Below are 25308 nucleotides of genomic sequence, written 5' to 3'. Positions count from 1 at the left end.
TCGGGCATCCGCGACAACTGCAGGCACGAGGACACCTCGTGCGGATCCGTGTTACCGGCGGCTACTCATCGCGCCTACCTGGCGGCCGGACTGAGGGCGCTGTGCACCGTCCGGACGAGGCGTTCCGCCGTGAGGTCGTAGTGTGCGACCAGGTGTTCATGGTTGCCGACCTCGGTGACGAACTGGTCGGGCACGCCCAGCCGCAGCACCCGGGTGGGCGCCGCCTCCGCCAGGGTCTCGGCTACGGCGCCGCCGAGACCGCCGTGGCACCAGTGCTCTTCGATGGTCACCACGAGCGAGGCCGGCCGTGCCGCAGCCACCAGCGTCTCCGTGTCGAACGGCCGCAGCGTGTGCATGTTCAGCACGGTGGCCTCGATGCCCTCGCCGGCCAGGGCGTCCGCTGCCGCGAGGCAGGCGAGCACCGGGTACGGGCCGCAGCCCGCCAGCACCACGTCACCGCCCTGCCGCAGCGTCTGCGCCCGTCCGATGACCGGGGCCGGGGCCAGCGGCAGCGGTGGTGTCGGCTTTCGGCCGAGCCGGACGTAGAGCGGCCCGCCCAGTCCCAGGCTCTGCTCGACGAAGGCCTCCGTGGCCGCGGCGTCGGCAGGCACCACCACGGTCATCCCCGGCAGGACGCGCATCACCGCGAGGTCCTCCAGCGCCTGGTGGGTGGGGCCGAGATGGCCCGCGGCGAGACCACCGTGCGTGGCCATGATGCGGACGGGCAGTCGGTTGTAGGCGATGTCGATCTTGATCGCCTCCAGCGCCCGGGACGCGGCGAACGCGGCCATCGTGTTGACGAACGGCACCCGCCCGCACGCGGCCAGGCCGGCGGCGATCCCCATCAGGTTGTGCTCGGCGATACCGAGGTTGAGGTACTGCTCGCCGGCCTCTTCCGCGTACGCGGCGTTGAACAGGCCGGTGTCGGAATCCAGGCAGATCAACTCGGGGTGGCGGTGCAGCAGCGGGAGCAGGCTGTCCCGGTACGCCTCCCGGGTTGCGCGGCTCATCCGGCGTCCTCCGTGGTGCGCAGGGCGCGGACCGCCCGCGCGTGGTTGCGCGGCGAGAGCGTCACGTAATGGCTGGAACTGCGGCCCTCCAGGAAGGGCAGGCCGCGTCCCTTGACCGTGCGGGCGATCAGGACGCTGGGCCGGCCCGGCTCCCACGGCCCGGCATCGAGGTGCCGGGCCAGCTCGTCAGGGTCGTGCCCGGCGACGTCGCGGACCGCCCAGCCGAAGCTGCGCCAACGGTCGGCCAGCGGTTCCAGCGGGGCGATGCCGTCCGTGGCGCCGGTCAGCTGCAGCCCGTTGCGGTCGACGATCACGGTCAGGCGCTCCAGGCGCAGCGACGCGGCCGCGATGGCCGCCTCCCACACCGAGCCCTCCTGGAGCTCGCCGTCGCCGAGCAGGACGAAGGTGCGCGCGTCCCGCCCGGCGTACCGGTGGGCGAGCGCAAACCCGCAGCCGAGCGCGAGTCCGTGGCCGAGCGAGCCGGTGGGCAGCTCCACCCCGGGCACCGCGCGCACCGGATGCCCCATCAGCCGGCTGCCGGGCCGCCCGTACGTGGTGAGCTCCTCGACCGGGAAGTAGCCCCGTTCGGCCAGCGCCGCGTACAGGCCGACGGCGGCATGGCCCTTGCTGAGGACGAAGCGGTCGCGGTCCGGGTCGTCCGTCCGCTGCGGATCCACGTTCAGCACCGAGAAGTACAGCGCGGCGAGGATGTCGGCGCTGGATAACGCGCCGCCGAGATGGCCGCCTTCGGGTCCCGCGCACATGTCGACGACGTGCGCGCGGATGCGTGCGGCGACCAGCTCCAGGGTGCTCTGCCGGCGCGCTCGTGTCGACGTCACGAGGCCGCCTTCGCGAGCGTGGCGACCATGTCCCTGTTCGCCCAGACCTTCTCGAAGGCGTCCCCGTACAGGCCGAGCAGTGCGCCCGCGCCCGGATGCAGGTGGCGCTTCTGGAGGGTCAGCGAGTCCGCGATGACCGCGCGGGTCACCGGGTAGCCCTCGTTCGCCGTCGTGCCGGGTGCACCGGTCACCGACCACGGGTAGCCGGAGCCGAAGCCGATACGGTCGGTGAACACCTTCTGGTCGGGCAGCGGCATCAGCTGGTACTGCGACATCGGCACGCCTTCGGCGCGCAGCAGACGGCGCAGCGTCGAGCGCAGCGCCTCGGGCCGCACCCCGTGCAGGCCGAACGCGGCCGGGTCGAACCGGAAGCGCAGGATGTGCCAGGCGTGGGTGGTGTCCGGCAGCGGGGCCGGCACCCGCAGCCCAGGCAGCTCGGCGAGCCGGGCGAGGAAGCCGGTGACGTTCTCCTGCCGGGCCCGCTCGTAGTCGTCGTAGCGGTCGAGCTGGGCGAGGGTGAACGCGGCCTGCAGAGCGCTCATCTTGTAGTTCCAGCCCAGGCCGTACGAGATGTAGTCGCGGTCGCGGCCGGCCTCGATCACCTCACCGAACTGCCGTCCTCTGCGCATCGCCCCGGCCAGTTCGGCGTCCTGGGTGACCAGCAGGCCGCCCTCGCCGCAGGTCGGTATGTTCTTGCTGACCTGGAGGCTGAAGGCGCCCGCATCGCCGATCGAGCCGAGCGGTCGCCCGCGGTGGGTCGCGCCGGGAGCCTGGGCGGAGTCCTCGACGACCGCGATGCCGTGCCTGCGGGCGATCGCGGTGAGCCGGTCCATGTCGGCGGGTGCGCCGTGCAGGTGGACCGGGATGATCGCCTTGGTACGAGCCGTGATCCGACGCTCCACATCGTCCGGGTCGAGAGTGAAGGCGACCGGGTCGATGTCGGCGAAGACCGGCACCGCCATCTGGTGCACCGGCGCCAGCCCGGTGGCGATGAAGCTGAGCGCGGGCACGATCACCTCGTCGCCGGGGCCGACGCCGAGCGCGGCGAGGGCGAGAGCGAGGGCCGTCGTGCCGTTGGACACCGCGACGCAGTGCTCGTGGCCGAAGCGGCAGGCCCAGGCCTCCTCGAGTCGGGACACCGCGTTCGCGCCGTCGGTGTCGGACACCAGACGCGGTCCGTCGAGCGCGTCGAGGACGGCCTTGCGGTCCTCGTCCGTGATCAACGGCCACGGCACATGGCGCCGGTCCCTGGGCACGGCCGCCGTGCCGCCGAACGCTGCCAGCTTGCTCATCATTCTCCAGTCCACTCGGTCACGATGGTCGCTCAGGTTGCGGTCACCGCCGTGCCGCCACGGCACCGACGGCGTCGACCGCGCGCGCGTAGGCGCCGCGCAGACGCGTGGCGTGGTGCGCGATGCCGGACGCGGCCGACCGCGGGTCGGCGAGGCCGTGTGCGCCGGTGAACCGCAGCCCGGTCCACGCGTGGGCCACAGACTCGACCCTGCGGCCCGCCCCGGCCAGCGCCGGGTCGCCCCAGTCGCGGCCGGAGCGGCGCAGCAGTTCGCCGTGGAGCGAAGCCTGCGCCTGCATGGCCCAGCCGAACGGGTACAGCTCGCGCAGCGCGCCGGCGTCGCCGGCCCGGCACCGCTCCACCAGTTCTGCGGCGAACACGTCGTAGCCGGCGAGGCCGGTACGCGCCGGGGTCTTCGTGGTGAAGCCCTCGGTGTTCGTACGCAGGAAGCCACCGAGCAGCTCCGGGGTGAGGTCCGCGGGCTGAGCGTTCAGGCGGACGTCGAGGCAGCGCCGGCCGATCCTGGAGTCGCTGAAGAAGGCGTCCTGCACATCGATCGGGTTCGCCGACCCCCAACTGCTCAGGAAGTCCCGGATCGGGACGGCGCCGCGGAAGGCGGGTGGCATGGCGTCCGAGACGTGGACCACGCCCCGCCGCTCGTCCAGGCCCCAGACCAGCACGAGATGCGCGGCGTGCACGTCCCCGTAAGCGGGCCGGAACGGCAGGTGGAAGTTGTCCACGGCGGCGATGACGAGCCGGTCGTCGGCCAGTGCCTCGCGCACCTCGCGCCAGACGTCGCCCTCGTCGGCGGGCTGCCACCAGCGGGCGCTCAGGTCGTGGTGGGGTGCCAGGGCGGCTCCCTGCTCCCCCTCGGCGCACGGGTAGTAGAACTCCTCGGAGCGGACGTCACCCGGCAGGTGCAGGAACTGCCAGCCGGCGCCGAGCACGGCCAGCGGGTCGGCGCCCGCGCGGGCGAGCACGGAACCGACCGTGGCGTGAAGGCAGCTAACCAGATCGCGGTACCACCACTCCGGTTCCGGCCCGGTGATCATGTACGTCCGTGCGGTCGCGTCGACGGTCATCTCAAGACTCCGTCCGCTGGAGGGTGACCGCGAAGACGTGCACCGCGACGTTGCGGGGCAGCAGGATGCCGGTCAGGTCGGCGCGCCGGGTGACCGGGACCCGCTGCGCCCACATGACTGCGGGAACGCCCCGCTGTACGTGGTGCGGGTAGTGCATGACCAGGCTCTGGAACGCCTTGACCTCGCCGAACCACGCGGGCGCCGCCCAGAAGTCGGAGACCCGCAGCGCTTCGGCGTCGACCGAGCCGTCGGCGAAGTTCAGGTCGACGGTGTCCTCGCAGCGCCGTTCAGACGCCGCCAGGACGTGGACCCAGTCGTAGCGGCCCTCAGGCACCTCAATGAACTGCCCGGCGCAGCGGATGTTGTCCGGCCCTTCGCAGACCGGAGGAAAAAGAAAGGGGACACCGTCCACATGGACGGTACTCCTGCCCTTCGGCAGGTATTCCGCCGCGAACGAGTTTCCCCACACATTGAATTCCCCCGCCTTCGTCTCCGTCGCCGCGGAGACAGCCGTGTTGTTGCGATGGCCGGAGATGTCGACCGGATCGCACAGCCTGGTGATGGCGGAGGTCACTGGAGTAGCCGTCAATTGACCCACCTCTCTAACAGGGCGCTGCGGTTCCCCACGTGATCCGGCCGGCACCTCATGGCCGGAGCGCGACGGCCCGCAGCCTCTCGTAGTACGGCTGGTGGTAGTCGCGGTAGGCGCGCAGCACCGGGTCCGCCGCGACCGTCTCGGCACCGCCGGTCCTGCCGGGCGTGAAGCCGGCGGTCTCGCTCGTCGACTGGTGCCACCTGCTGGTCGACCGCCATTCCGGCCGCATGCCCGGCTCCCAGCTCAGCGCGTCCGGGAGGAAGGTGATCCCCACCGCCTCGCAGTACGCCCGCACGGTCTCGGCCGGACGGGCGAGGAGGTCGTCGGAGTCGACCACGACCGGCGTGGTGCCGGTGGCGTCCTGCACCGCGGTGAAGATTTCGTAGAGCCACGCGAAGCCGATCTCATCGCGGCCGAGACGTGGGTTGAGCGCATGGTGCGACGCGATGGCCTCGGCCGGGTCGCGGATGATGAAGGTATGCGTCGCGGCCGAGAGGAAGTCCTCGTCGGCGAGCAGCGCCGGGTAGTGGAAATCGGTGGTGTCCTTGAAGAACACCGGCTGCGTGCACGCGAGGGCGCGCAGCGCCGCCAGCACGTCCTGCTCGTCGTTCGCGGTGCGGTCGCCGACCTCCACCGCGCCGAAGTCGACCACGCGGGAGAACGGTTCGTGTACGACGGCGCGGTCCCCCCGCTCCGTCATCATCCGGGCGAACGCGGTGGAGCGGCAGCGCGGCGCGCTCCACAGGGCGAGCACCTGGATCCGCTCCGGATTGTGTCCCACAATTCCCTCATCTTCATCTGACGGTAGTGAACTGCTGCGACAAGCAGGAATGCGGTCAAGAGTGGCACAGCGGGTGCCGGAGACGGGTAATCAGAAATCGCAGCCGCAGGCGGCAGAAGTCAACGCACCGCGCGCCCGCGCATGAACTTGCTGCGGACGCCCGCACTGCCGGCCGGCCCGTAGTCTCCGTGCCACACGACGGATTTCCTTTCCGTTCGGCCAACAAGTGGTCCCAATACGGAGGTCACGTGTCAGCGACACCAGAGGGACCGGGTGACCGCAGGATCGCGGTGCTCGCCAGCAGGATCGGCGCGGACGAGAAGCGGCTGTTCGACACGCTCGACCGGCGCGGCATCCCCTTCGACCATGTCGACACACGCCGGCAGTGGTTCGCGGCCGGTCAGCCGGGCCGGCCCTGGGCGGTCGCGCTGAATCGAGAGATCGGCCAGGTCCGGGCCGCGTACGGGGCCCACTGCCTCACCGCGGCGGGAGTGGACGTGGTCAACAGCGCGGAGTCGACCGAGGTGTGCGGCGACAAGTGGCGCACCACTCTGGCCCTGGAGGCGGCAGGGATACCGACGCCCCGCACTGCACTCGGCCTCACTCCGCAGGCCACGCTGGACGCCCTGGAGTCGATCGGCTACCCGGCACTGATCAAACCGCTGGTCGGCTCCTGGGGCCGGCTGGTGGTGCAACTGCCCGACCGCGCCGGTGCGGAGGGCCTCCTCGAGTACGTCGCCGCGCTGCCTAACCCGCAGTCGCACCTCGGCTACGTGCAGGAGCTGATCGACAAGCCTGGACGCGACATCAGGGTGGTCGTGGTCGGCGGCCAGGTGCTGGGCGCCGTCTACCGGACCGGCGTGTCCCTGCGGACGAATGTGGCACTCGGCGGGCAGACCCGGCCGTGCGAGGTGACGCCTGAGATCGCCAGGCTCTCCCTTGAGGCGGCCTGTGCTGTCGGCACCGACATCGCGGGTGTCGATCTGATCGAGGACCGCGACGGCCGGTTGCTGGTCCTGGAGGTCAACCACCGGGTCGAATTCACCGGCTTCCAGTCCGCGCTCGTCGGCCGGGTCGATGTCGCGGACCGCATCGTCGACCTTTTACTGCAGCGGGCAGACCGTCACCTTCTACTTGAGCGGGTACACGATGAACTGGGCGTTCACCACGTCGGGCCGCGTCACCGAGACGTACGCCGCCGGGCTGCTGCGGGTGATGCTGGAGATCCCCTCCCCGTCCTACCAGGAGCGTGACCTGGCCGGCTTCCTGGCCGACACGATGGCGCAGCTGGGTTTCCAGACGCACATCGACTCGGTGGGCAACGTCATCGGCGTCATCGACCGCGGCGCCGGTCCCACGCTGATGCTGCTGGGCCACCTGGACACCGTCGCGGGCGGGCCGCCGGTCCTCTCCGAGGACGGCCGGCTCTACGGCCGGGGCGCGGTGGACGCGAAGGGACCGCTCGCGGCCATGATCTGCGCCGCGGCCGGCGCGGTCGGCTTCCCCGGCCGGATCGTGGTGGTCGGCGTCGTCGAGGAGGAGACCCCGCGCTCGCGCGGCGCGATGGCGATCCGGGCCACCCTGACCCGGCCCGACGCGCTGATCATCGGCGAACCCAGCGGCTGGTCGAGCGTGGTGCTCGGCTACAAGGGCAAGCTCGACCTGCGCTACAGCGTCACCTGTCCAGCCACCCACCCCACCAATCCGGTGCCGAAGGCGTCCGAACTGGCCGCGGTTTGCTGGGAGTCGCTGCTCGACCTGCTCGGGCCGGACGCGAGTCATGTCGTGTTCGAGCAGCCCGGCGCGACTCTGGTCCAGGTGAACGGCGACCTGACCAGGGCGACGGCGGACCTCAGCGTCCGCACGCCACCGGGATTCGACGTCGACGCGCTGCTGAGCGGTCTTCGGGACCGGCTGCCGGCAGGCCGGATCGAGGTACTCAACTCGGTGGCGGCGTGCCGGGTGGGACGGGCCGATCCGGTGGTGCGTGCGCTGGTGTCGGGCATCCGGCTGCAGCACGCCAAGCCGCGCCTCGTGGTGAAGACGGCGACCTCGGACATGAACACCCTCGCCGAGGCTTGGGACATCCCGATGGCGGTCTATGGTCCGGGCGACAGCAGCCTCGACCATGCCGACGACGAGTACATCGTGCTCTCGGAGTACCTGCGTGGCATCGACGTACTGACCACCGCCCTCTCGGCGTTGGCCCTCCTGCCCGCACGCTCGGACGACCGGGCGGACGCTGCTCCGCGGCCCCTCAGGAGTCTCAGGTGACCGACCTGACCCGGCGGCTCGCCGCGCTGCCCGCACCGCGCCGCGCGCAGTTCCTGGCCCGGCTGCGGGAGTTCGCAGAAGCCGTGGCCGGGCGGGGTCCGACACCGCGCGGTGACACGGGTCCGACACCGCTGTCGTATGCGCAGCAGAACCTGTGGTTCTTCGACCACCCGGTGCCGAACGGTCCGGCCTCCGGCACGCCGCTGTGCCTTCGACTGCGGGGCGCACTGGACCTGGACGCGCTGCGCTCGGCGCTGGCCGCGGTCGTGGCCAGGCATGACACCCTGCGCAGCCAGATCGTGGAGCGCGAGGGCGGCCTGATGCAGGTCGTCGCCACCGAGGTTCCGGTCTCGCTGCCGGTGGTCGAAGCGGAAGGCGACGACCACGGGCAGCCGCTGGCCGCTGCCCGGGCCCTGGTCGTGGAACGGGCCGGCGAACCGTTCGACCTGAGCCGGATGCCGGCGTGGCGCGCCGTGCTGGTCAGGGTGGCGGTCGACGACCACCTGTTCCTGTTCGACGTCCCCACCGTGCTCTGCGACGCCCCGTCCCGCATCCTCCTGCTGCGTGAACTCGCCGTGTTCTACCGGGCCTCGGAGTCCGGTGACGCAGCGCAACCGCCCGGCCTTCCCGTGCAGTACGGGGATTACGCGATATGGCAGCGCGGCCGGCTCGACAGCGGCGAACTGGACCAGCGGGCCGCGTACTGGCGGGACAAGCTGGCGGGCGTCGAGGTGGTGGAGTTCCCGACCGACCGCCCGCGGGCGGAGGTACGGACCTTCGCAGTCGCCGGCGGCAGCTTCACGGTGGGGCACGAGGCAATGGAGCGGGCCGGGGAACTGGCCAGGGCGGTGGACGCGAGCCTGTCCGACGTCCTCGTCGCCGCGTTCTTCGCGCTGCTGCACCGCTACTGCGGCGTGGATGACCTGGTGATCGGCTCGCCGGACGCGCACCTGCGGCCCGCGGCCGTGGCATCGCTGATCGGCCTCTTCACCGACCTGCGGGTGCTGCGCGCGGACGTCTCCGGCGACCCGGCCTTCCGCGAGCTGGTCCAGCGGGTCGCGCGGGTGTCCGCCGAGGCGCACGAGCAGGGCGGTCTGCCCTTGCGGACCCTGACCGACGTGGCGGACCCGGTCGTCGACCCCTCCCGCGCACCGCTCTTCCAGATCGTTTTCGGCGTGGAGAGCACGGAGAGCACCGAGAGCACGCCCGGTCTGCCCGGCATCGCCACCTCGCAGGAGGCCGTCCCGGCCGGCACCTCCCCGTTCGACATGAGGTGGACCCTGACGGAACAGTCCGCGGCCGGCGTCGACGCGTCCCTCGCCATCACGTACAACACCGGCCTGTTCGACGCCGGGAGCGTCGCCCGGTTCGCCCGGCACTACGACGCACTGCTCCACGCCTTGACCGCCGCCCCGGACGCCCCGCTGTCCGCCGCGGGGATGCTGAGCCCGGCGGAGCGGGAGTTCCTGGCCCAGGCCGCCATGGGACCGGTGCGGCCGGTGCGCGAGTCCACGATCGTCGAAGAATTCGAGGCACGCGTCCAGGAGGCCCCGGAGAGCGTGGCGGTCGTCGTCGCCGGCCGGGAGACCAGCTACGCCGAACTCAACGCCCGGGCCAACCGGCTTGCCGCGCTGCTGCGCGAGCGGAGTGTCGGGCCGGGCGCGAGGGTCGGCCTGTGCCTTCGCAGGAGCCTGGACGTAGTGACCGCGATCCTCGCCGTGCTCAAGGCGGGCGCGGCCTACGTACCGCTCGATACGACGCACCCGTCCGGACGGGTGGCGGAGATCGCCGCCGACGCGGAAGTGCGGGTGGTGCTCGCCCATGCCGAGGCGGGCCGGGCCGTGAGCGAGGTCGCCGTGCCCGTCGTGGTGCTGGACGACGTCCGCGGGGAACTGGCAGCGCTACCCGAGGGCAATCCGCCCCTCGCGGCGCAGCCCGGCGACGTCGCCTACGTCATCTACACCTCCGGCAGCACCGGCAAGCCGAAGGGCGTGCTCCTCGAACACCGCGGAGTGGTCAACTTCACCGATTCGACACGCGACCTGTTCGATCTGACTTCGGCCGACCGGGTGCTCGGGTTCGCCTCGGTGACCTTCGACGTCTCCGTCTTCGAGATTTTCTCGGCGCTGCTGACCGGCGCTCGCCTGTGCCTGGCGACCGACGACGAGCGGCTGTCCGTCGACCGGCTGCAGTCCCTGATGGTGCAGGCCGGCATCACCGTCATCGACCTGCCCCCGACCGTGCTGCCGCTCCTGGCGCCGGAGAAGTTCACCGCCCTGCGGATCGCGTTCGTCGGCGGCGAGGCGTTCAGCGGCGAGCTGGTGAACCGGTGGAACCCGGGCAGGCGCCTGTTCAACGGTTACGGGCCGACCGAGTGCACAGTGACGATGATCGTGGAGGAGTGCCAGGGCACCTGGGACGCGTCGCCGCCGATCGGCCTGCCCATGGCCAACCACATAGCGCACGTGCTCGACGGCGACCTGCGCCAGGTGCCCGTCGGGGTGCCGGGGGAGCTGGTGATCGGCGGCGCCGGGCTGGCGCGCGGCTACCTCAACCGGGAGGAGTTGAACGCCGAGAAGTTCCTTGCCGACCCGTTCGGCACCGCCCCCGGCGGCCGGCTGTACCGGACCGGGGACCTGGTGAAGCGGCTGCCCGACGGACGGCTCGTCTTCCTCGGCCGCATCGACCAGCAGGTCAAGATCCGCGGGCTGCGCATCGAACTCGGCGACGTGGAGTCGGCGCTGACCGGCTTCGAGGGCATCGGCCCGGTCAGCGTCCAGGCATGGAGCGACGACAGCGGCGACAGGCACCTGGTCGGCTATCTGACCGGGGTCACCGCGGAGCATGTCCCCGCCGTCCGCGAGCACGTGCGCGCGCTTCTGCCCTCGTACATGATCCCGTCGTTCTTCGTGGTCCTCGACGAGCTCCCGCTCACCAGCAGCGGCAAGGTCGACCGGCGCAGGCTGCCCCCGCCTGACCTGAGCCGGGCGGGGACAGCAACAGGGACAGGCGGCACGCCGCTCACCGAGACCGAGCGCCGGCTGCTGCGCGACGTGCTCGTGCCGCTGCTGCACAACGAACGCATCGGCGTGCACGACGACTTCTTCCTGGCGGGCGGCAACAGCCTCAAGGCCGTGCAGCTGATGTCGACGATCCGCCGCAGGTTCGGCGTGGAGATCGCGCCGGGCGAATTCTTCGCCTCGCCGTCCGCCGCGCATCTGGCGGCCGCCGTCGACGCGGCGCAGGCCGCGCGCAGCATGCGCCGCGTCGACGACGGCGATCCGCTCGACGCGCCGGCGGACCCGCCGGGGCCGGAGGCCGTCCGGGCTCCGGTGGTGATACGAGCAGCAGGGCCCGCGCAGGTGGTGCTGCTGCACCCGTCAGGCGGCGAACTGTTCTGCTACGTCCCGCTGTCCAGGGCGCTGGGCGGCGAGATCGGCGTGACCGGCTTCGCCGCCGACCCGCGGGACGCCGACGCGGCTCCGGCGGAGGCGATGGCGGCGACCGCGGCACGGATCGCACGGTCGCTGGTCGAGGGCGGGCTGCTCGCGTCGTGCTGTCTGGCCGGCTGGTCCTACGGCGGGGTGCTCGCCTTCGAAGTCGCCCGCCAGATTGAGCAGAAGACCGGCGAACGGCCCTCGGTCGTCCTGCTGGACGCCGCCTACGACGAGGACGCCGAACCGCTGGACGAGGCGACCGTGCGCCGGCGCTTCGTCCACGACGTCGCCCGGCTGAACGGCCACGACGGCCCTGAGGTGACCGCGGTCCTCAACGACCCGGACGCGGGGACGGCCGACATCCGGGAGACGCTCACCGGTCTCGGCGTCGAACTGGAGCTGACCGGGCAGGAGCTGGCCCGCCGCTTCGCGACCTTCCGGTCCTCGGCCCTGTCTCAGCAGGAGTACCGCCCGCCGACCCCGTACGGCGGGCCGGTCACTCTGGTCACCGCCGGACCGAACCCCGCCATGGAGGAGCAGTGGAGGGCGGTGTGCACGGGGCCGTTCCGGGCTGAGAGCGTGCCCGGCGACCACTACACCCTGTTCACCGCACCGGCGCTGAGCCGGGTCGTCGCGGCGATCGAAGAGACGCTCAGGGCCTGAGGAGACGTACATGCGGTTCGGATTCACCGAGGACCAGCAACAGTTCCGGGCACAGGTGCGCACGGTGCTGCGCTCCGCTGAGGTACAGGCAGCGGCGGCCGCGGCCACCGGCTCCTGTGGCATCGAGCCGGACGCCCGCCCGCTCTACCGGCTGCTCGGTGAGCGGGGCCTGCTCGCCGTGCATTGGCCGGTCCGGTACGGCGGCGCGGGCCGCTCGCCGACCGACGCCGCGATAGTCGCCGAAGAGCTGGTGCGCGCGGGCGTGCCCGACACGCTCCACGTCAACACCGTCCAGATCGTGGGTCAGTTCCTGCTCATGGCGGGCAGCGACGAGCAGAAGCGGCGTCACCTGCCCGCCATCGCCTGCGGCGAGAGCTTCGCCTCCGTGCTCTACACCGAGCCGGACGCCGGCTCCGACCTCGGCGCACTGCGGGCGGTGGCCGAGCACGACGGCGACGGCTACCGGATCACCGGCACCAAGGTGTTCAGTCTCAAGACCCGCTTCGTGGACCTCGGCCTGTGCGCCGCCCGGACGACCCCGGGCGCGGGCAAGTATCAGGGCATCAGCCTCTTCCTGGTCGACATGTCCGCCCCTGGCGTGACCGTGTCGGTCATTCCCGGCATCGGCGACGAGCACTTCCACCGCGTGGACCTCGACGCGGTCGCGGTGCCGGCCGGCAACCTCCTCGGCACGCGCGACGAGGGCTGGCCCCTGCTCAACGAGGCGCTCGCCATCGAACGCACCGGCCTGGACTACTACTTGAAGGCCGAGCACTGGCTGGACGCCGCCCTCGACGTCCTCGCCCAGAGCGGCCCCGCTGCCCTGCCCGGCGACCGCTTGGAGCAGCTCGGGCGCTGGCACGGCGAGCTGGCCGCCGACCACGTCCTGGCCTGGGAGGTCCTCACCGGAATCGCGGCGGAGCAGGTGGACCAGATCGCGGCCGCCGTCGCCAAGTACCACAGCAGTGAACTCGCCCGGTCCGTCGCGGCCTGGGCCGCCGCCCTCCCGGACCCCGGGCAGCGGGCGGACCGCAGCAGGGCGGCCATGACCCTGGACTCCGCCTACCGGGAGGCGCCGGGGCTCACGCTGTCGGCGGGGACCTCCGAGGTGATGCTCCAGATCGTGGCCGCCTCGTTCGACTCCCTGCGAGAGAGCACTGAGGCGGACCTCACCCCCGATCCGCTCGCCGTCCAGCTGCGTACGGCGCTGCGTACGGGACTTGCCGGCGTTCCCGCCCGGATGGAGTTGCACGGCGCCCCGGTGACCGACGGCGCCGGCGGTCCGACCCGTCCGGTGCTCGACGCGCTGGAGGCGCTCGCCTTCGAACGCCCGGCCGCCGCCGACGGGCTGGACCTTGGTCTCACCACCGGGGCGCTGGTCAGCGAGGAGCTCGGCCGCGCGGCGCGCGGGAACCCCTACCGGGCGGACGCGTTCGCCGCCGACCTGGGGTGCCCGGCAGGCGCGGCGCTGGCCGGCCTGGAGGCACTGCCCGCCGGCGGCGCGGTCGTCGCGACCCCGCGCAGGGGGGGGTGGGAGCTGACCGGCGCGGCCGTGGTCGACGACGTGTCTGCCGCGATGTTCCTGGTGGCCGCCCGGAATGCCGGCGTGCCGGTGCTGGTCGCGGTCGCGCGCGGAACGGCGGGCGTCACCACGGAGGACGGGTGCTGGCCTCCGGTGGTCCGGTTCGCGGCCACGCCTGTCGCTGCGGCGGACGTCGTCGGCACCCTCGACGAGTCGCCCACCGGTCCGCTCGCGCGGGCGCGGGTGCGGCAGGCTGCGTATCTGCTGGGCATCGCCGGGGGCGCGCACGACGCAGCCGTCGCATACGCCGGCTTCCGGCGGCAGTTCGGCACCCGGCTGCGCGATCTGCCCGCGGTCTCCATCCCGCTGGCCCGCGCCCTGGTCGCGCTGCGTGCGACACGGGCCGCGGTGTACCGGGCGGCCTGGCTGGTCGACCACGAGCCGGCCGGCACCGGTACGGCGCCGCTCGCGGCGCTGGCGATGGCCGGCGAGACCGCGCGCGACGTCGTCCGGCTCAGCATGCAGAGCTGCGGGGTGCGTGCGCTGACGTCGGAGTTGGGCCTGCACCGCTACTTCCGGCTCACCGCGGCCGAGTCCACCCGGTACGGCGATCCCGCCGCGCTGTGGCGGGCGGTCGGCGCCGACTGCGTCCGGACAGCGCGGTGCGCCGCGGCGGGTGCAGAGCCCCCGGTCGCGGCGCCGGCCGTGCCGTGACGCGTCAGCCCTCAGTGGGCGCGCACGAGCGCCCGTCGGTCGCCGGGGGACCGGTCGGCGACGGCCGAGTGAGTCAGCCCGGTCCGATAGGCCAGTGACACGAGCTCGGCCCGGTCGCGGACGCCGAGCTTGGTACGCACGCGGTAGAGGTGCGTGCGCACCGTGGCCTCGCCGATGATCAGTTCGCGGGCCACGTCCTCGGTGGACATGCCCTCGGCCACCAGCCGGGTCACCTCCCGCTCCCTCGGGGTGAGTTTGGTGAGCTCCGGGCAGGTCTCGCTCGTCCTCGGCTCCGGCTGCGCACGGAACCAGGAGACCAGGCGCTCCGCGATGGTCGGCGCGAGGATGGTCTGCCCGGCCGCCGCCCCCTGAATGGCGGTGATCAGCTCCTGCGGACTCGCGTCTTTGCCGAACAGGCAGCTCGCGCCGGCGTGCAGCAGGTCGCTCACTGTCTGGTCGGTGTCCGCCGCGGTGAACACGACGATTTGCGGTGGCTCTTCCTCCTTGGCGAGGCGACGGATCATCTCCAGGCCGGAGATGGTCTGCAGGTTCAGGTCCGTGACCACGACATCAGGGTGCGTGGTACGGACGAGAATGATGGCTTCCATGCCGTTCTGGGTAGTGCCGATCACCTCGATGCCCGGCACGGCGTCGAGGAGGGTCTTGAGCCCGTCGGCGATGACGGGCAGCTGATCACAGATGAGGACTCGGATGGTCATGGTGTTGTCCCCCGGATTAGAAGTAAGTGAGCAAGGAGCCGGAGAACGCAGGATTCGCAGCGCGGGACGCTTCTCTGGCCTCAGCCATGACGGGCGTCAACGCGTGGGATTCGAGGAGTCTCCAGGCGCGGGGGTGGGCCGCTGCCTTCGACTGCGACCCACCTGTTCAGCCGTTGCCGTGGTCGTCCGCGTGCTGCACGGCGGAGGCGCGGCGGGCGATTATGGTGTCCTGGACCGTCTGCGACGCGTCGGAGGACGCCGTGAATCCGCCCAGCAGTGCCCCGAAGGCGGCGACCGCGGCACAGGCGGCGGCAGAGGCGACACGCATGGGGAAAATCCTTGAGAGAATCGCGACGTTGCGGCGCCGCTGAGTCTCGCAAATCTGCTTCCCGGCCGGTTCCCCTGAACACCCCTACGATTCCCCATGCCGTGCTCGCGAGGCGCTGTGGCCGAATCACCCGCCGCTGCGGTCAGGTCGAGTGCTCGACGCGATTCGAGAAAGGGCACTTCGCATCGCTCTGCGGCATGTCGTTGTGGTCCTCGAGGAAGTACTGGTGCCACTCGCGGATTCCCGGGGTTCCGAAATCGCCGAGAACCGGGGTCGGGGGAATCTTGTCGTAGAGGTGAAGGCGTTCCCTGATCAGATTCCGTCCATTCTTCCCTGCAGGCGTGTCCTCCGTGATGTCGTCGAACACGAACCGCGGCTGGAACGCAATGCTGAAGTACTCGAAGTGGCGACTGTCCCGGAAGTTGTAGGCAGGTGCGTTCGCGGCGATGAACAGCTTCATGCCGGCGAAGCAGAACTCCCACCATTCGCTGTCGGTGTCCGTCGGCACTTCCGAGGGCCAGGGTTCGTCGTCCAGGTCGTGAAGCGCCTGGAGTGTCTCCCAGAAGAGACTGCGGTAGTCCTCCAGCGTCGTCCGCCCTGACGCTGGAGCGAAGAAGGTGACCAGCGAGGTGCGCCGGCCCAGAGACGGCGCTTCCCGGACGTATTCGCGCAGTGCCATGGCAAGGTGCGCCACCGCGTCTTCCCCTTGGGGGATGAAGGCATAGCGCAGGCTCTCCGTCCGGAACGCGTCCACGCTGTAGACGCAGGGGAACGGACGCTCCTCGTCTCCCATCAGCCGGGAGAATTTCTCGGCGGCGTCACGTTCCCAGTGGATCTCTCTGGGGGTTGACGGTGCGCATGTCCATCCGTCTCCGGAAGGCGAGGCCAGCGGCGTGTTCGTCATCGATAGACGCCCTTCTCTGGGAGTGGTGTGCGCCTACGGTAAGAGCGTGCGACGGTCATGCGCGTCCACTGCAGGAGCAGGCCAGCTTACGAACTGCGTTTACGGTCGTTTCCCGTTGGCTACGTGTTCCACTTACGAGTCAAGGGGTACGACCGCGCCGATGACCTCGAAGACGTCGCCCGACAACTCAAGGGCCGGCCACGCAAAACGCTCAACTGAAACACCAGCCGAGCGGCTGCGGGATCTACTGACGACCATGCAGGCCATCAGGGTGGTGCGAGGCCCTCGCTCGGTCAGCTCCGCACGCCGCAGAGGCAGAACGGGTGGCCCGCCGGGTCCGCGAAGACCCGCCAGCTGCGGTCGCCGCCGCCGTCGTCCAGCAGCTTCGCACCCCAGCCGACAACCTGCTCGTGCGCGGCGTCCAGTTCCTCCCGCGGCAGTTCCAGGTCCAGGTGGAGCTGCTGCGAGCGGTCGGCCCGCGGCCACTCGGGCGCCACGTACCCGCGTGAGTGCTGGAAGGCCAGCAGCACCCTGTCGCCCTGCCTGAGGGCGGACCCGTCCTCGTCGCTGGTGACCTCACCGCCGAGCACGCGGGCGTAGAAACCGGCGAGCGCCTGCGGGTCGGGGCAGTCGAGGACCACCACTCCCATGGTGGCGATGGCCATGCGTGTGCTCCTTAATGTGGTGTACCAGTGCCGAGGTTGGTTACTACATAATGGAGGTTATGCAGTAACGCGGCAAGAGAGTGGGCGGGTAATCTGGGCGGTATGGAGGTCTCCCCGGGCGTGCGGCTGCTGCTCGACTTCGTTAACACCTATGACGTGGAGTCGGGCGTGTACGCGCTACCCAGCTTCCTGGCCAGCGAGCGGCTGGCCGGCCTCGGGCCGGCGGCGCCTGCGGTGGAGCTGTGGGAGGGCCTGCGCGCCGTGCTCACCCTGCATACGGAGCCGAGCGGCGAGCAGGACGCCGTGGCCGGGCTGAACGCCCTCCTCGGCGCGGCCCCGCTGACCGTGCGGCTCGACGCGCACGGCGGCGCGGAGCTGGTTCCGGTGCCGGGGCTGCGGGGCGCGGCCGGACTCACGGCGCTGGTGGCCGCGGCGGTGGCGGGGGCCTGCGCCGACGGAAGCTGGGCCCGGGTGAAGGCGTGCAGCATGGAGAACTGCCGCTGGGTCTATTTCGACCGCAGCCCGGCAGGGCGCAGACGGTGGTGCGACATGGCCGTGTGCGGGAGCCGCGCGAAGATGCGGGCGTACCGCGCGGCCAAGCGCGGACAGGCGGGGCCGCCGGGTGCCACACACGCCCCGGCCGGGGCGGAGGAGGCGGGAACGGGGGGCGTCCGGCAGTTGCCGCGACGGGGCGAGGCAAGGTGAGGCGAGGTAAGCGACATGCGTAGCCGCGGGTAGTCGGAGTTCACGCCAGGCACCTCGACGGATCACCTTGCCACTGATGCGTACGGAATCGATGCGCCGGTACCGTCTCTCAATGCCGAGTTCAGGTCGGGCGGCGGCGCAAGGTTTCAACCTTGCCTTCTTTTCCAACACCGATGGAACTATGCGCGGCAAGGCTGGAGGAGGGGCGCCGGATCGCGCTTTCACTCGCGACGAGACGCCTCGAACCTTGGCTCTTGGTGTTTTCCGGGCGCCAGGAATTCGCGACTGACATCAAGGAGGGGCCGCTTTGTCCAATCACGCTGTACCCAACGACCAGCCGTCCTCGACGGCCGCCACCGGACGACCTCGGGTCCTGCTCATCGGTGGTCCGCCCCGTCAGGTGTGCAAAGCCCGGGAGTTGGGTCTGGATGTGGTCTACGTCCAGCACCCGGGCAGGTATGACCAAGGCCACTGGCCCTACGTCGACCACGCGCTGCTGCTCGACTACGCCGACTCGGACGAACTCCTGCCGCTGGTCCGGACGTTGCACGAGATGTCCCCGTTCCAGGCAGTTCTGACACTGTCCGACTTCGGGCTGTTGCCGGCGGCACAGCTCAGTGAGACATTCGGCATCGGCGGCGAGTCCGTCACCACCGTGGAACTGCTGCTGGACAAGTCGCGGATGCGCGAGCGGCTTGCCGAGAGAGGCATCGGCCCGGTGGCTTCCGGGGTCGGCCGTACCAACCAGGACGTCAAGGAGTTCGTCCAGGTCACCGGATTGCCGATCATCGTCAAGCCGACCCGCGAGTCGGGTAGTCTGGCGATATTCCACGTCCGCCACCAGGAAGACGCGGATACGGTCGCCGACCGGTACCTCTCCCTCGCCGACAAGGAATGGAAACCCGGGGACCTGGGCTTCGCCGATTCCTTCGACGACTTCCTCATGGAGGAGTTCTTGGACGGCCCGGAGGTCAGTGTGGAGACACTGAGCTTCGATGGCCAGCATGTCGTCGTCGCGGTAACGGACAAGGAACTCGGCGGCACCGGTTTCGCCGAGGTCGGACTTTCGACCCCCAGCCGCCAGCCGGGTGAGACGCTGCGTGAGGCCACGCGGTTGGTGGCCGATCTCCTCGACGCGGTGGGGCTGCGCAACGGTCCGGCACATACCGAGGTCAAGCTGACCTCGCGCGGTCCGCGGATCGTCGAGTCGCACAATCGCATCGGGGGCGGCGGGATCAACGATATGACCGAGACCGTCTACGGCATCGACATGGAGCGCTACGCGCTGGCCGCCGGGCTCGGCGTGCTGGAGCCGCTGACGGAGTCGCCTGAGCCTCGGGGCGCGGCGGCGCACGCCGCGATCATGCCGGAGCCTGGGCGGGTCGTGGAGGTGACCGGTGTCGACGCCGTGCGCGCGGATCCGGCGTTCATCGATGTGAACGTGAGGGTGAAGCCGGACGATGTGGTTCAGCCGCTGACGTGGAACGAGGACATCGCGGGGTGGGTCTTGGCGCGCGGTGTCACCACCGCTGAAGCGGTCGCCAACAGCAAGCGGCTGGCGGCAGCGATTCGCGTGCGCACCGAGCCTGTCGCGTGAGCACTGCGCCTCCGGACTCGTCGGCCACCACCAGCCCGTCGTTCCGGGATACGCTGCGCGGGTTGCCGAGCCGTGTGTGGCTCATCAGTATCGGTGCTCTGATCAATCAGGTCGGCAACTTCCTGCCGATCTTCATCACGCTCTACCTGGTGCAGCGCGGCTACTCCGCTGGTCTTGCGGGGGTCGTACTCGGCGTGTCCGGTGTGGCCCGGGTGCTCGGTAACACGGTGGGCGGCCATCTCGCGGACAAGCTCGGCCGGCGGTGGACCATTGTGGGCTCCGCCGTGGCCAATGCCGGACTGGTGGCGAGTGTTCCGTTCCTCGAGTCCATGCCCGCCATCATCGTGGTGGTGGGACTTGGGGGCATGGCGTCGCAGATCTCCCGGCCCGCTGCGGCCTCCGTGCTGATCGACTCCGTGGAAACCCATCAGCAAAGGCTCGCCGCGTTCGGGGTGCTCCGGTTCGCGCAGAATCTCGGCTTCACGCTGGGCGGCGGCATCGGCGGTGTGCTGGCCAGCATCTCGTATGAGTGGCTCTTCCTCGCCAATGCCGCCACGGGTCTGCTGTTCGGTGTGTTCGTGGCGGTGTTGCTGCGCGGCACGCCCCGGTCGCGGTCCGATGATGAGGACGCAGACACGCAGACGGACCGGTCGGTGGGGTACCGGCGAGCGTTCAGCGATCGTGTCCTGGTGCGGTTCCTGCTGATGACCGTGTGCGCCGAGTTGGTCTACACGCAGGTCACCGTCGGTCTGCCCCTGCACATCAACGACGTGGGCCTGAGCGATCGCCACTTCGGATACCTCATGGGCTTGTCAGGGCTGCTGGTGCTGGTGCTGGAACTTCCCATCACCGCTCTGGCCTCCCGGTACCGGCCGGAGTACATGGTGGCCCTCGGCAACCTGGTCATCGGTGTCGGCCTCGCACTGACCGGGTTCGCCGTCACCATGGGACCGTTGCTGGCGACGATGGTTGTCTGGACCTTCGGCGAGATGCTGAGCACCTCCATCGGCCAGGCGCACGTGGCGAATCTGACGCCGCCCGGAATGGTCGGACGCTACCAAGGGTTGTACGGAGCCGCGTCCACGACCGGGATATGCGTCGGGCCGGTCATCGGTGGCGCCGTCTACGCGATTGAGCCGTCGGCGATGTGGGTCGGGGTCGCCGTGCTCGGACTGCTGTCCGCGCTGCTCGCTCTGCCGCGTCGCCGTGCGGCGTCCGAAGTGGTCGTGTCCGACTCCTTGCCCTCCGGGTCGGACCTGGCTTCTTCGCGCAAATGAACCACCCGAGGCCGTGGCCGACCAGGAGGTGGTGTGCCCGCTGATGCCGGTCATGGCCGCCGATCACGTCCGCGGGGACGCCCGGATCAGACGAGGCGGCGCGTGCGACCGCCCACCTGGAAGGCCGGTTGTGCATTGCTCCGGCGGACACGGTGCCCGCCGTGGACGACAGCGTGCTCGGTCGGCGACTACGCCAACGGCACCAGCAGGTAGAGGAAGGAGAGCTGTGATCAAGGCAGAGCGCAAGGCCGGAGGTCCGGTACTGGGTGACGGGTTCGGGGAGGCCTTGAAGGAGTGCTGGGCAGCGGGCGGAAAAGCTGGGCACTCCTATGCGACGGTCGAGCGTGATGACGGCTTCCTCTTCACCACCGATGTCGCTGAATACTTCGATGAGCTCGACGAGCATGAGCGACATGAGCAATGGGTGATCAAGCGCGCCGGCGGCCGGGTGCTCGATGTCGGCTGTGGTGCAGGAAGACATGCAATCGCTCTGGCTCAGCGGGGCGCGGATGTCGTAGGAGTCGATACGTCGCCTGGTGCTGTCTACGTTTCCCGGCAGCGTGGCGTGCGCGTGCTGAGGGGGACGGTCGAGGAGCAAGGAGATGATATCGGAAGATTTGATTGCATACTCCTCCTTGGCTACAACTTGGGCCTTCTGGAGTCGTGCCAGAAAGCGCCACAGCTCCTTTCCGGTCTCGCGCGCAAGGCCAACGTCGGCACCCGCCTTTTCGGCAACTCCCTGAATCCCGCCATGACCTCACACCCTGATCACCTTCGTTACCGGGAGGAGAACCGACGCCAAGGCCGCCTGCCCGGCACCTCTCGCATGCGCATACGGCACAAGAACCTGGCGACAGACTGGTTTGACTACTTGTATCTCACCCCCGAGGAGCTGGGGGAATTGGTCGTCGGCACCGGTTGGGAGATCACGGAGATCGAGACTGAAGGTCAGAGTTATGCGGTGGAGCTCACACTGACTCAAGCCGGTCGACGTTCTCCGACTTCAGTTTGAACACGTCAAGCGCAGGGACCTGCCGAGGCAATGCCACGCGGCGTGAGTTGATCAGGCCGCTTGGGTCGCCTTGCGTGACCGGCTGAGCAGGCGCGCGGTGGGTGGCCCTGATGGCGGTGTGGGGCCGGGATCCAGGTCGTCCGAGGTGGGGACTGCCCCCGGTTCGGTTGACTCCTGACCTGTGAAGGCGGTTCGAAGGGTTAGGTCCGTTTCGGAGTGAGGGTGAATACGCCGGGTTCGTTTCGGTCAGGACGTCGCGGTCGACCATGCGTTTCAGCTTCGCGCGGGTGCTCTCGACCCGACTTGGGTCACGTTGATGATCATCTTTCGATCTCAGCGCTGTGACCTGCTTTGTTGCTTGTGACCGCGCCGAGATGTGCGCACTAACCGGCACCACGGCCTCGTCGAAAAGTCCCTATTCGACGGCATTTCTCAGGCCTCCCGGGAGAAGCAGAACCATCCGATATGGATGGTCAACCGGACTGTAGGGTCCAGAATCCCCGACCGCGAGTCGTGCACCAGGGTCCACGCTAGCAGATGCCGAATATCCGTCAAGCCGACGCGCCGCTATCCAGCGCGAAGTTGTCCCTTCGGTCAGTTCGCTCAACGGGCGGCACCGCGACCACCAGCGGAAACACGGCGCCGATCGTCGTACGCACTTAGAGGTCCTAACAAAGTCGTAGGACGTGTCGGTACGTGATGATGCAGGTGGCGAGGCCGAGGAAGGCTTCGTGGATGTCGTCGCGGCGTTCCCAGCGGATGCGTAGTCGTCTCATGCCGTGGTACCAGGCGATCGTCCGCTCGATGACCCACCGGTGCATGCCGAGTCCCGAGCCGTGGGGCTGGCCACGGCGGGCGATGCGCGGACGAATGCCTTTGCCGCGTATGGCCCGGTGGTACTTGTCGTGGTCGTAGGCGCGGTCGCCGAAGAGCTGGTCAGGGCGCCGGCGGGGTCGGCCGCGCCGATTGCGTACGGGCGGGATCTTGTCGATCAGCGGGATCAGTTGGGTGACGTCGTGGCGGTTGCCGCCGGTCAGCGACACGGCCAGGGGGATGCCGGCGCCCTCGGTCAGGACGTGGTGCTTCGAGCCTGGGCGGGCGCGGTCGACCGGGCTCGGGCCGCTTTTGGGCCACGTCGGGCGGCCCGCACGTGCGAGGAGTCGATCACGGCGCGGGACCAGTCGAGCTTGCCGGCTGCCTGCAGCTCGGCCAGCGGCAGCTCGTGCAGCCGCTGCCACACCCCGACCCGGTTCCATTCCTCCAGCCGCCGCCAGCAGGTCATCCCGGACCCGAACCCCAGCTGCTGCGGTAGGAACTCCCACTGGATGCCGGTGTGCAGCACGAACAGGATCCCGCACAGCACCTGCCGGTCCGGGATCCTCTTACGTCCCGGATGCCGTGGATTGCGCTCAGGCCTGGGCAGCAACGGCTCGATGCGCTGCCACAGCCCGTCCGGCACGATCCGCGGCGGCTGCTCACCACGCCTCACGACCCCACATCGTAGATCATCCTTTACAAAGGACAACACCCAGAGATCATCTTGTTAGGACCTCTAAATGATCCAAGTCGGGTTTCAGCTTCGCGCGGGTGCTCTCGACGGGGTTCGGTGAGGGCTCGACGTCGAGTGCGATGCAGATGGCTTTGGCGCACATGCCGGCGGGCGCGGTGGTGAGCACGTCCAGGATCTGCTGGTAGGGGGCACCTCACGTAGCCTATCGGCGGTGTGACCGGCGGTGGCTCCGCGTGCGGTGATCAGGTCGAGGATCACGGTGAGGTTCACCGGTGCCGCCAGGACGGGGTGCTGGCTCGGTCAGCCGACGAACGATGGTCGCCATGGACGCCCACTCAGAACCCGCGAGTCAACCGAACCCGGGGCAGTCTCTTGGGGTGAACACGTTCCTGCGGGCGTGGGTTGGGGCGACACAAGGGGCCGCGAATCTATGACTGGGCCGTCGGCGAGTTGCCCTACGTTCCGGACTTTGCGGAGCCCGATGACGGCGGACCGGCCTTCGTCCGCTGGATCCTGGCCCGGCGCAGCCTCGCCACCGGTGAGATCGCGTACTACATGGGCTACGGCCCGGCCGGTCAGCGGCGGACCGTACTGCTCCGCCGAAGTAATCAGCAAGATGATTCGGCGAGTTGATACAGGAACCGGATCGAACGGGCGCGGTAATCGCTGGGCGGACGAACATAGCGAACCGGCGGTCTAAGTTTGCGCTGTCAGACGACGTCGGGAGCGAGAGGCAACTCGCCTGAATTGCCGGAACCCGTAACCATCACGCGGTTGTGCGACCGGGTCGGAACTTTCGGACGTTATCACAGCACTCTCGGCAGTTCGCTGTGCGGATGCCGGTTACCGACCACAGATTGCCCGCACCGCCGCCGACGCGCAACGGCGGGAACCCACCGGGCAGAAGGGAAGCAGCTGACCATGCCAACCAACTCCCGTACACCGAACCGAGTGGCGATCGTCGACGTGAACTCGGCCAAGAGCCAGGTGCTGGCTGCGCTCCAGCAGCACGGCACGGAGTGCGTGCACGTCCAGTCGCCGGACCCCGATGTCGTCCTGGGCCAGCCGTTCGACCCCGAGGGCTTCGTCGGTGGCATACAACACACGGGTGACGTCGGGGCCACGGCGTCCGCCCTTCGCGACTACGGGGTCAGCTGCGTGATCGCCATCGGAGAGTCGGGTGTGGAGCTGGTCGCACAGCTCAACGCCGAACTCGGCACTCCCGGCAACGGCTTGAGCCGGCCGAACTGCCGTCGCAACAAGTACGAAATGATTCTGGCCCTGCGCGATGCCGGCCTGGCGCATGCAGCCTCCATTCTCTCTCCCGATGCGGACGAAGTCATCGAGTGGGCCGAGACCACCGCGGGCTACCCGGTCGTGCTGAAGCCGGTCGCCAGTTGCGGCACGGACAACGTCGTGGCCTGTGCGTCGCGGGAGCAGGTGCGCGCCGCCCACAAGAAGATCATGGCCAGCACCGACCGTTTCGGAAAGGCGAACAAGACTGTTCTCGCGCAGGGGTTCCTCGAAGGCGATGAGTACTATGTCAACACGGTCAGTCGCAACGGCAGGCACCACGTCGTCGACATCTGGCGGTACTACAAGCGTCGGGACCTCGCCAGCGGCAGCTTCGTCTACGACTACGACGAGCCGCTCGCGCCGCAGGACCCGGACTCCGAGAAGCTGGTGGCCTACACGCGCCAGGTGCTCGACGCTCTGGAAATCCGCAACGGGGCAGCCCATGCCGAGGTCATGCTGACCGACAGTGGGCCGGTGCTCGTCGAGTGCGCCGCGCGCCCCGGCGGTGCACACGCGCCGGACGTCCTGAGGCGCTGTTTCGGCACCTACCAGATGGATCTGCTCGCCCTGTCCGTGGCGAAGCCGGATGAGTTCGACCGTCTGCCCACCGGCGCACTCCCGTTGCTGCGAGGCGTACGTTCGGTATCTCTCATCAACCCGAAGGACGACGGTGTCGTCCCCTCTCACGAGTTGATGGCGGAAATCCGCGCACTGCCGTCCCACGCCTATACCAGCATGTGGCATCCGGAAGCGCGCCGGCTTCCCCGCACGGTCGATGCCGCGACGGCGCCGGGACTCGTGTACCTCGTCTCTGATGATCCGGCAGAAATCCTCGCCGACTATCAGAAGCTGCGGCAGATCGAGGGCGACTACCTGTACGACGGCGGTTCCCGTGAAGTGCGCGCAGCAGGAGTGCCGGCATGACCGTGGCCGCCGCGCCCCCGCTGAGCAGACCGGGTCGTCAGGCAGTATCGGCGCGGGCCGGCGCTGCGGTCGTCTACCTGCCGAGGGCGGCCTGGGCCATGGTCGTTCGTCGGCGATCGTGCAGCGACACCCGAGCTATCGCCCGCTTCAATCACTGTGCGGC

Annotated in this window: 21 protein-coding genes; 10 read left to right on the top strand and 11 right to left on the bottom strand. The window is 69.8% G+C overall.

Features of this window, described 5'->3' with window-relative positions:
* Positions 1–74 precede the first annotated feature (74 nt).
* From GA0070560_RS25985 to GA0070560_RS25960, 6 genes are read right to left on the bottom strand one after another with little or no spacing between them, the layout of a single operon-like run.
* Positions 75–1010: a transketolase family protein gene (locus tag GA0070560_RS25985; RefSeq protein ID WP_091302447.1), complete on the bottom strand. Its 936-nt coding sequence runs from the start codon at positions 1008–1010 to the stop codon at positions 75–77.
* A complete protein-coding gene (locus tag GA0070560_RS25980; RefSeq protein ID WP_091302445.1) occupies positions 1007–1849 on the bottom strand; it encodes a transketolase in 843 nt (280 codons plus the stop codon). Before GA0070560_RS25980 ends, GA0070560_RS25985 begins: the two co-directional genes overlap by 4 nt.
* Positions 1846–3156 (bottom strand): DegT/DnrJ/EryC1/StrS family aminotransferase, encoded by a 1311-nt coding sequence (locus GA0070560_RS25975; protein WP_211566011.1) that lies wholly within the window; start codon positions 3154–3156, stop codon positions 1846–1848. The genes GA0070560_RS25980 and GA0070560_RS25975 overlap by 4 nt, the downstream gene beginning before the upstream one ends.
* Positions 3157–3184: 28 nt before the next feature.
* Positions 3185–4222, bottom strand: a complete 1038-nt coding sequence (locus GA0070560_RS25970; protein WP_091302443.1) for a BtrH N-terminal domain-containing protein — start codon at positions 4220–4222, stop codon at positions 3185–3187.
* Between the two features lies 1 nt (position 4223).
* Positions 4224–4811 carry a hypothetical protein gene (locus GA0070560_RS25965; protein WP_091302470.1) on the bottom strand — a complete coding sequence of 196 codons (588 nt, stop codon included), beginning with the start codon at positions 4809–4811 and terminating at the stop codon, positions 4224–4226.
* A 55-nt stretch (positions 4812–4866) separates the two neighbouring features.
* Positions 4867–5598: a sulfotransferase-like domain-containing protein gene (locus tag GA0070560_RS25960; protein ID WP_091302441.1), complete on the bottom strand. Its 732-nt coding sequence runs from the start codon at positions 5596–5598 to the stop codon at positions 4867–4869.
* A 290-nt stretch (positions 5599–5888) separates the two neighbouring features.
* Here GA0070560_RS25960 and GA0070560_RS25955 point away from each other — a divergent pair, with 290 nt between their 5' ends.
* From GA0070560_RS25955 to GA0070560_RS29190, 4 genes are read left to right on the top strand one after another with little or no spacing between them, the layout of a single operon-like run.
* Positions 5889–6851 carry a RimK family alpha-L-glutamate ligase gene (locus tag GA0070560_RS25955; RefSeq protein WP_245675725.1) on the top strand — a complete coding sequence of 321 codons (963 nt, stop codon included), beginning with the start codon at positions 5889–5891 and terminating at the stop codon, positions 6849–6851.
* Positions 6748–7872, top strand: a complete 1125-nt coding sequence (locus tag GA0070560_RS25950; RefSeq protein ID WP_091302438.1) for a M20/M25/M40 family metallo-hydrolase — start codon at positions 6748–6750, stop codon at positions 7870–7872. Before GA0070560_RS25955 ends, GA0070560_RS25950 begins: the two co-directional genes overlap by 104 nt.
* The gene (locus GA0070560_RS25945) at positions 7869–11972 is read left to right on the top strand and encodes a non-ribosomal peptide synthetase (protein WP_091302436.1); all 4104 of its coding nucleotides are present in this window, start codon (positions 7869–7871) and stop codon (positions 11970–11972) included. Before GA0070560_RS25950 ends, GA0070560_RS25945 begins: the two co-directional genes overlap by 4 nt.
* Before the next feature lie 10 nt (positions 11973–11982).
* Positions 11983–14208: an acyl-CoA dehydrogenase family protein gene (locus GA0070560_RS29190; protein WP_211566009.1), complete on the top strand. Its 2226-nt coding sequence runs from the start codon at positions 11983–11985 to the stop codon at positions 14206–14208.
* 11 nt (positions 14209–14219) lie between these two features.
* On the opposite strand, the gene GA0070560_RS25935 is transcribed toward GA0070560_RS29190, so the two are convergent.
* From GA0070560_RS25935 to GA0070560_RS25925, 4 genes are all read right to left on the bottom strand, one after another.
* Positions 14220–14927, bottom strand: coding sequence for a response regulator (locus GA0070560_RS25935; RefSeq protein ID WP_091302433.1), 708 nt, complete (start codon positions 14925–14927; stop codon positions 14220–14222).
* A gap of 166 nt (positions 14928–15093) precedes the next feature.
* On the bottom strand, positions 15094–15255 hold the full coding sequence (locus tag GA0070560_RS28900) for a hypothetical protein (RefSeq protein ID WP_170839589.1): 162 nt from the start codon (positions 15253–15255) through the stop codon (positions 15094–15096).
* Positions 15256–15397: 142 nt separating this feature from the next.
* The gene (locus GA0070560_RS25930; RefSeq protein WP_091302431.1) at positions 15398–16159 is read right to left on the bottom strand and encodes a YqcI/YcgG family protein; all 762 of its coding nucleotides are present in this window, start codon (positions 16157–16159) and stop codon (positions 15398–15400) included.
* A 293-nt stretch (positions 16160–16452) separates the two neighbouring features.
* Positions 16453–16824 carry a VOC family protein gene (locus tag GA0070560_RS25925; RefSeq protein WP_091302429.1) on the bottom strand — a complete coding sequence of 124 codons (372 nt, stop codon included), beginning with the start codon at positions 16822–16824 and terminating at the stop codon, positions 16453–16455.
* Between the two features lie 102 nt (positions 16825–16926).
* On the opposite strand from GA0070560_RS25925, the gene GA0070560_RS25920 reads away from it, so the two are divergent.
* The 4 genes from GA0070560_RS25920 (at position 16927) to GA0070560_RS25905 (ending at position 21415) form a co-directional block, all read left to right on the top strand.
* Positions 16927–17529, top strand: coding sequence for a CGNR zinc finger domain-containing protein (locus GA0070560_RS25920; protein WP_091302427.1), 603 nt, complete (start codon positions 16927–16929; stop codon positions 17527–17529).
* 400 nt (positions 17530–17929) lie between these two features.
* On the top strand, positions 17930–19126 hold the full coding sequence (locus GA0070560_RS25915) for an ATP-grasp domain-containing protein (RefSeq protein WP_281185184.1): 1197 nt from the start codon (positions 17930–17932) through the stop codon (positions 19124–19126).
* The gene (locus GA0070560_RS25910; RefSeq protein ID WP_091302424.1) at positions 19123–20403 is read left to right on the top strand and encodes an MFS transporter; all 1281 of its coding nucleotides are present in this window, start codon (positions 19123–19125) and stop codon (positions 20401–20403) included. Before GA0070560_RS25915 ends, GA0070560_RS25910 begins: the two co-directional genes overlap by 4 nt.
* Positions 20404–20629: 226 nt before the next feature.
* Positions 20630–21415, top strand: coding sequence for a class I SAM-dependent methyltransferase (locus GA0070560_RS25905; RefSeq protein ID WP_170839588.1), 786 nt, complete (start codon positions 20630–20632; stop codon positions 21413–21415).
* 668 nt (positions 21416–22083) lie between these two features.
* On the opposite strand, the gene GA0070560_RS25900 is transcribed toward GA0070560_RS25905, so the two are convergent.
* Positions 22084–22877, bottom strand: a protein-coding gene (locus GA0070560_RS25900) for an IS5 family transposase (RefSeq protein ID WP_139131606.1) whose coding sequence is annotated in 2 segments (ribosomal slippage) — positions 22084–22541 and positions 22541–22877 — 795 coding nt in all. Because the reading frame shifts where the segments join, the coding sequence is not laid out codon by codon here.
* A 498-nt stretch (positions 22878–23375) separates the two neighbouring features.
* On the opposite strand from GA0070560_RS25900, the gene GA0070560_RS28435 reads away from it, so the two are divergent.
* Positions 23376–23558, top strand: a complete 183-nt coding sequence (locus tag GA0070560_RS28435; protein ID WP_139131604.1) for a hypothetical protein — start codon at positions 23376–23378, stop codon at positions 23556–23558.
* Positions 23559–23876: 318 nt separating this feature from the next.
* On the top strand, positions 23877–25145 hold the full coding sequence (locus GA0070560_RS25890; RefSeq protein ID WP_211566005.1) for an ATP-grasp domain-containing protein: 1269 nt from the start codon (positions 23877–23879) through the stop codon (positions 25143–25145).
* The last annotated feature ends 163 nt before the right edge of the window (positions 25146–25308 follow it).

This window comes from Micromonospora halophytica (assembly GCF_900090245.1).
Classification (GTDB): Bacteria; Actinomycetota; Actinomycetes; order Mycobacteriales; family Micromonosporaceae; genus Micromonospora; species Micromonospora halophytica.
Note: the sequence above shows the minus strand (reverse complement) of the source record. Positions and strands in the feature narration are given on the sequence as shown.